We start from the raw sequence: 7,043 nt of genomic DNA on the forward strand, positions 1-7,043 counted from the left end.
AGTACGCCTGTGAAGAGCACCGTCGAGACTCTGAGCCCGACGCGCGTGCGGCTCGCCATCGAGGTGCCGTTCGTCGAGCTCGAGCCGAGCCTCAAGAAGGCGTACCGGGAGATCGGTTCGCAGGTCCAGGTTCCGGGCTTCCGCCGGGGCAAGGTGCCGACCGCGGTGATCGACCAGCGGGTGGGCCGGGGCACCGTCCTCAACGAGGCGGTCCAGGATGCCATCCCGGAGAACATCCTCGCCGCGGTGCGCGAGCACGACCTGAAGACGCTGGGGCGCCCCGAGGTTGAGATCACCGAGTTCAACGACGGTGACTCGCTGAACTTCACCGCTGAGGTCGACGTCCGTCCGGAGATCACCATCCCGGACGCGACCACCATCGAGGTGACCGTCGACGAGCTGCAGATCGACGAGAGCGAGATCGACGAGCAGGTAAAGAACCTGCGGGAGCGTTTCGCGACCCTCAAGACCGTCGAGCGGGCCGCCGCCGAGGGTGACTACGTCCAGATCGACCTGAACGCCACCGTCGACGGCGAGGACGTGCCGGGCGGCCAGGCGAGCAACATCTCCCACGAGGTGGGCAGCAAGCAGCTCCTGCCGGGCCTCGACGAGGCCGTGGTCGGCCTCGCCGCCGGCGAGGACACCACCTTCACCACCCAGTTGGTCGGCGGCGACTTCGCCGGTCGGGACGCCGAGGTGGCGGTGACCGTGCGCACGGTCAAGGAGAAGGAGCTGCCGGAGCTGAACGACGAGTTCGCTCAGATGGCGAGCGAGTTCGACACGATCGAGGAGCTGCGCGGCGACCTGCGTGCACGGGTCACCCAGGGCAAGCAGGTCGAGCAGATCTACGCCGCTCGCGACAAGGCGCTCTCGCAGCTCGTCGAGGCAGCCGAGATTCCGGCACCGGAGGGCGTCGTCCGCGAGGAGGTCGCCAGCCGTAAGCAGGCGATGGTCGACCAGCTGGAGCGCATCGGCGCCTCCATGGAGGAATACCTCGCGGCCGAGGAGAAGACCGAGGAGCAGATCGACGCCGAGCTGACCGAGGCGGCGACCGAGGGCGTCAAGGTCCAGCTCCTGTTGGACACCCTGGCCGACGCGGAGGACGTGCAGGTCTCCGACGACGAGTTCGGTCACGAGATCGTGCACCGGGCGCAGCGTGCCGGGATGGCCCCTCAGCAGTACTACGACCAGCTGGTGCGCTCCGGCGCAGCCGCTGCGGTCTTCGGCGACGTGCGGCGGGGCAAGGCGCTCGCCGCCGTCATGGAGCGGATCTCGATCAAGGACTCGGCCGGCAACGGGATCACCCTTGACGCGCTGCGCGCCGCCAACGAGGCCGAGCACAACCACGACCACTGATCGTCGGATGCGGCCGTCGTCCACCGCGCAGCGGCGGACGGCGGCCGAATTCTTTTCCGGGTACGCCCGGGAAGTCAGCGTTGCCGGGTACGCCCGGGAAGTCAGCGTTGCCGGGTACGCCCGGGAAGCCCGCGCCGCGGGTGCCCCCGATACAGCTGCGCTGAGAGCGAACAGTGCCCCGACCGGGACTCTGCCGCCCCGCACAGCGGTTAGTGTCGGGAAAGACGGTACGGAGAGCGAAGGGCTGCCATGACCGACATGCACATCCCCAAGAAGTCGCTCCGGGCGATTGACGCGCGCGGTGGCGACTCCATTGGCAACCTCGACGACTCGGTCTACAACCGGTTGCTCAAGGAACGCATCATCTTCCTGGGCAGTGAGGTGACCGACCAGGTCGCCAACCGCATCTGCGCGCAGCTGCTGCTGCTCGCCGCGGAGGACCCGGACCGCGACATCAATTTGTGGATCAACTCGCCGGGTGGCTCGGTCTACTCCGGCATGGCGATCTACGACACCATGCAGTTCATCGACAACGACGTGTCGACCGTGGCGATGGGCATGGCTGCCTCGATGGGCCAGCTGCTGCTCTGCGCGGGCACCAAGGGCAAGCGGTACGCCCTGCCCCACGCCCGGATCATGATGCACCAGCCGTCCGGTGGTCTGGGCGGCACGGCGTCCGACATCGCCATCCAGGCGGAGCAGATGCTCTACACGAAGCGGATGTTCCAGGAGCGGGTCGCGCACCACACCGGCCAAGACCAGTCGCAGATCGAGGCGGACTCGGACCGGGACCGTTGGTTCACCGCCCAGGAGGCCATGGACTACGGCTTCATCGACAAGGTGATCATCGGGGCCGCTCAGGTTCCGGATGGCGCCGGGACCCTGAGCTGAGGAGCTGACGATGACCGATCTGAGCTTGCCGCCCCAGTTCGCGGCCGTGCACAACCGCTATGTGTTGCCGTCGTTCGTCGAGCGCACGTCGTACGGGGTCAAGGAGTCGAACCCGTACAACAAGCTCTTCGAGGACCGGATCATCTTCCTCGGCGTCCAGGTGGACGACGCGTCAGCCAACGACGTGATGGCCCAGCTGCTGACGCTCGAGGGCACCGATCCGGACCGCGACATCATCATGTACATCAACTCGCCGGGTGGCTCGTTCACCGCGATGACGGCGATCTACGACACCATGCAGTACGTCCGTCCGGACATCCAGACGGTCTGCCTCGGCCAGGCCGCCAGCGCGGCGGCGGTGCTGCTGTCGGCGGGCACCGCGGGTAAGCGGATGGCTCTGCCGAACTCGCGGATCATCATCCACCAGCCGGCCACCGAGGGCGGCTACGGGCAGGGCTCGGACATCGAGATCCAGGCCCGGGAGATCCTGCGGATGCGGACGCAGCTGGAGGACATGCTGTCCCGCCACTGCAACCGTCCGATCGAGCAGGTTCGCAAGGACATCGACCGGGACAAGATCATGACGGCCGAGGAGTCCAAGGAGTACGGGCTGGTCGACACGATCCTGACCAGCCGCAAGAAGGGTTTGCTGGCGACCCACTCCGCCAGCTGAGCAGTACCGGGTCAGAGGTTGGCCGGGGGCACCCGTTCCCGGCCGACCTCTGACACACCCGTTTTGGGGGTCGGAGAATGCCCCGCCAGCGGGTAACGTCGGGTCCGTACCGCTTCGCCGGTTCGGCCGGCGGGGTGAACCAAACCGGGCGGCGCGCAGCGCCCGCAGGTCAGGGCCGGGTCTCCGGCCGATGAGTGCAGGGAGAACGTAGGTGGCACGGATCGGTGACGGCGGCGACCTACTGAAATGCTCCTTCTGCGGCAAGTCGCAGAAGCAGGTCAAGAAACTCATCGCGGGCCCAGGGGTCTACATCTGCGACGAGTGCATCGATCTCTGCAACGAGATCATCGAAGAGGAGCTGGCCGAGTCCGGCGAGGTGAAGTGGGAAGAGCTTCCCAAGCCGATGGAGATCTGCCAGTTCCTCGACAACTACGTCGTGGGGCAGGATCAGGCCAAGAAGGCGCTCGCGGTCGCGGTCTACAACCACTACAAGCGCATCCAGGCCGAGGCGGCCAACGCGCCCGGCTCCGGCAGTGATGCCGTCGAGCTGGCCAAGTCCAACATCCTGCTGCTCGGCCCCACGGGGTGCGGCAAGACCCACCTGGCGCAGACCCTCGCCCGGATGTTGAACGTCCCGTTCGCCATCGCGGACGCCACGGCACTGACCGAGGCGGGCTACGTCGGCGAGGACGTGGAAAACATCCTCCTCAAGCTGATCCAGGCCGCCGATTACGACATCAAGCGCGCCGAGACCGGCATCATCTACATCGACGAGGTCGACAAGATCGCCCGTAAGTCGGAGAACCCGTCGATCACACGGGACGTCTCTGGTGAGGGCGTGCAGCAGGCCCTGCTCAAGATGCTCGAGGGCACGGTCGCCAACGTGCCGCCGCAGGGCGGCCGCAAGCACCCGCACCAGGAGTTCATCCAGATCGACACCACGAACGTGTTGTTCATCTGCGGTGGCGCCTTCGCCGGTCTCGATCAGATCATCGAGTCCCGCACCGGGCAGGGCGGCACCGGCTTCGGTGCCCGGCTCCGGTCGGTGTCCGAGCGGTCGACCGATGACATCTTCAGTCAGGTCATGCCGGAAGACATGCTCAAGTTCGGGCTGATCCCCGAGTTCGTGGGTCGGCTGCCGGTGATCACCAACGTGCGCAGCCTGGACCGCAGCGCCCTGGTGCGGATCCTCACCGAGCCGCGCAACGCCCTGGTCCGGCAATATCAGCGCCTGTTCGAGCTCGACGGTGTCGAGCTGGAGTTCGACGAGCCGGCGCTGGAGGCGATCGCCGACCAGGCGATGCTGCGGGGCACCGGTGCCCGTGGCCTGCGGGCCATCATCGAGGAGGTTCTGCTCTCCGCGATGTTCGAGGTGCCGAGCAACCCTGACGCCGCAAGGGTGTTGATCACCCGTGAGGTGGTTCTGGAGAACGTCAACCCGACGATCGTTCCGCGCGAGTTCACCGGGCGTCGGGCCCGGCGGGACCGCGAGGAGAAGTCGGCCTGATCCTCCCCGCGTCACGCCGGTCGTTCAGTCCTGACGCGGCCGGCGTGATCGCGTTCGGCGGTCCCAATCGCCCGACGGCGTGACCGTCCTGCTCACCTCGGACTGACCGGCCAGCTCATCGAAGGACCAGCCTCCGGCGGCCCGTAGTTCGCGCATCTGTCGGGCCACTGCGGCGGTTACCGGGCCCACCCCTCTGGTCGCCCTGGGCAGGGCGGCGGCCGGCACGTGGTCTCCCGGCACGGCTGGTCGGGTTTTCCCTCGCCGTGGGGGCACTGTTCGGCGTCTTCCCTTCTGGCCAGGCCGACGAGAGTGCCGAGATGTAGCCGAGGGTGGCGGTGCGCGCCAGCTCGGTTGCGTACGGTCTCGCGTTGGCGCGTTGGCGCGTTGGCGCGTTGGCGCCGGGGGAGCCTCTGACACTGTCCGCGCTGCCCCTCCGCCCGTACCCTGTTCGCATGCGCGTCGCCGTCTGCCAACTGAACGCCCGGGACGATCGCAAGGCCAATCTGGCCGCTGCGGAGGCCCTGCTGGAACGCGCGGCCGCCGGCGGCGCGGATCTGGCCGTCCTGCCGGAGTACGTCGACTATCTCGGTCCCGCCGCCGGGTTGCCGGAGCCAGAGCCGGTGGACGGGGAGGTCGGCAGCTTCTTTGCCGGGATCGCCCAGCGGCTCGGGATCTGGCTGGTGGCCGGCTCCTTCCATGAGGCCGGCCCGGACCCGGAGCACACCTGGAACACGTCGCTGGTCTTCGACCGTTCCGGCACTCTGGCCGCGAGCTATCGCAAGATCCACTTGTACGACGTGGAGATACCCGGCCGGGTTTCCTACCGGGAGTCGGCGAGTGTCGCGCCCGGGGTTCAACCGGTGGTGGTGGACATCGAGGGTCTGCGGGTCGGCCTGTCGATCTGCTACGACCTGCGCTTCCCGGAGCTGTACCGGCTACTTGCCACCGATGGGGGCGCACAGCTGCTGGTAGTGCCGGCGGCCTTCATGTTGCACACCGGCCGGGACCACTGGGAGGTCCTGCTGCGGGCACGGGCGATCGAGAACCAGTGCTTCGTGGCGGCGGCTGGCCAGACCGGCGACCACGAGCCGGGTCGCACCTGCTTTGGGCGCAGCATGGTGGTCGACCCGTGGGGGACGGTCCTTACCCAGTTGCCAGACGGCCCGGGGGTGTCCGTCGTCGACCTGGACCTCGACCGACTTGCTGCTGTCCGCGCCGAGCTGCCCAGCCTGAGTAACCGGCGGCTCTGAGCCTCAGCAGGCGAGTTGCCGGCCTGGCGTGCCGGTGGTTCTGGTTGCCCGGCCTGGCCTGCCGGTGGTTCTGGGCCTCAGCCCTCCAGCAGGACGCCGATCACTGCGAACCCGGCGATCGCCGCGGCGGTGACCAGCAGAGCGGTGGTCATCCGGGACCTGCCTCGTCGCGCGAGTCGTCCCACTGAGAGCACCAGGACGACCAGCACGACCGCCCCGATCACCACCCGCCAGAACGGCAGAAGAAGGCCGAGCAGCGACTCCTCGGCGAACACCCTCGTGCCGAGCCCGGACTCATCCATGCTTGACACTCTGGCACGTCGGGACGGCCCGCGTGTCGCGCTGTCTGGATGCCCCGACGTCGCGAGTGCTGGCGTCGATCTTGGCGACGTGGGGTGGGTGGGCGCGGCCCGAGGGGCTGGGAATGGGACGTGGCGGCCCGGGCGGTGTGGCCGGTGCGGGGCCGGGCGGTGGCCGGTGTGGGGCCGGGCGGTGATCGGTGTGGGGCGGGCGGTGTGGCCGGCGTAGCCGGTGTGGGGCGGGCGGTGTGGCCCCTGTGGCCGGTGTGGGGCCGGGCGGCGTGGCCGCGCTGCAATCGGGTTCGGCCTGGGCGCGCGGTGTGGTTGAGGTGGGTGCTGCCCGGGGCGGCGCGGTGGTTGAGGTGAAGGTGATCGTCACTCCATCGAATCCGCCGACCTGGAGGCGCTCACCAGATCGCCGATGTGGGGGCCTCACATTGCCTGGATGCCCCCACGTCGCCGATCTTGTGTCGATCATGGCGACGGAAGGCGGGCGGGCGTGGCCTGGGTGGCGGTCGGCCCGGTGTGGCCGGGGTAGTAGCGGTCGGGCCGGGTGTGGTTGGCGTGGTGGTCGAGCTGCACCGGGGACCGCCGCGATCCGTTCGACCAAACCAGTGATGAACCCTGATTTGCCTTCTCCGGGCCGTCCGCGTAACTTTCTCTCTGCACGGGGGAGGCCGGACAAACCGGCCGAGAACGGGCGCCAGGCTCGTGGCGGGGACGCCGAGCGAGACTGAGGATCGGGCGGTGCGGAACACTCCGGATACGGGGTTGCGAACGCGAAGCCGACCGGGTAGAGTTTTGAAGCCGGCAGGAGCCGGGCGGAGAGCCGCAAAGCGGCGATCGGCCGGTCTGCGGCTTCCCATGATAGAAACGACCGCCGGGTTCGGCGTGCGTCATCGTGGGTCCGGACGAACCAAATTGATCACCTCGAACATGAGGTTGACAATGAAAGTTCAACCAAGTAAGTTTGAGCGGTTGCCCCGAGACGGGGTTCCACTGAGGTGGGGCTTCTGGTCGGTGTGTGGTTGTTCTTTGAGAACTCAACAGGGTGCTTGTAAAGCCAG

The 7,043-nt window shown here is 68.0% G+C and carries 6 protein-coding genes; 5 read left to right on the plus strand and 1 reads right to left on the minus strand.

Annotated features, from left to right (window positions below):
* Positions 1 to 9 precede the first annotated feature (9 nt).
* The 5 genes from tig to ACLQ28_RS03670 all read left to right on the plus strand — a co-directional run bounded on the left by tig (position 10) and on the right by ACLQ28_RS03670 (position 5,677).
* On the plus strand, positions 10 to 1,356 hold the full coding sequence (gene tig / locus ACLQ28_RS03650; RefSeq protein ID WP_425684732.1) for a trigger factor: 1,347 nt from the start codon (positions 10 to 12) through the stop codon (positions 1,354 to 1,356).
* A 249-nt stretch (positions 1,357 to 1,605) separates the two neighbouring features.
* Positions 1,606 to 2,247: an ATP-dependent Clp protease proteolytic subunit gene (locus tag ACLQ28_RS03655; protein ID WP_088988027.1), complete on the plus strand. Its 642-nt coding sequence runs from the start codon at positions 1,606 to 1,608 to the stop codon at positions 2,245 to 2,247.
* 10 nt (positions 2,248 to 2,257) lie between these two features.
* Positions 2,258 to 2,920, plus strand: a complete 663-nt coding sequence (locus tag ACLQ28_RS03660; protein ID WP_007464109.1) for an ATP-dependent Clp protease proteolytic subunit — start codon at positions 2,258 to 2,260, stop codon at positions 2,918 to 2,920.
* Positions 2,921 to 3,131: 211 nt separating this feature from the next.
* Positions 3,132 to 4,427: an ATP-dependent Clp protease ATP-binding subunit ClpX gene (gene clpX, locus ACLQ28_RS03665; RefSeq protein WP_204941647.1), complete on the plus strand. Its 1,296-nt coding sequence runs from the start codon at positions 3,132 to 3,134 to the stop codon at positions 4,425 to 4,427.
* Between the two features lie 452 nt (positions 4,428 to 4,879).
* Positions 4,880 to 5,677 carry a carbon-nitrogen hydrolase family protein gene (locus tag ACLQ28_RS03670; RefSeq protein ID WP_425684733.1) on the plus strand — a complete coding sequence of 266 codons (798 nt, stop codon included), beginning with the start codon at positions 4,880 to 4,882 and terminating at the stop codon, positions 5,675 to 5,677.
* Positions 5,678 to 5,754: 77 nt separating this feature from the next.
* Here ACLQ28_RS03670 and ACLQ28_RS03675 read toward each other — a convergent pair whose 3' ends face one another.
* Positions 5,755 to 5,979, minus strand: a complete 225-nt coding sequence (locus tag ACLQ28_RS03675) for a hypothetical protein (protein WP_425684734.1) — start codon at positions 5,977 to 5,979, stop codon at positions 5,755 to 5,757.
* Positions 5,980 to 7,043 lie beyond the last annotated feature (1,064 nt).

The sequence above is a fragment of the Micromonospora sp. DT201 genome (assembly GCF_049841575.1).
In the GTDB taxonomy this organism is placed as follows: Bacteria; Actinomycetota; Actinomycetes; order Mycobacteriales; family Micromonosporaceae; genus Micromonospora.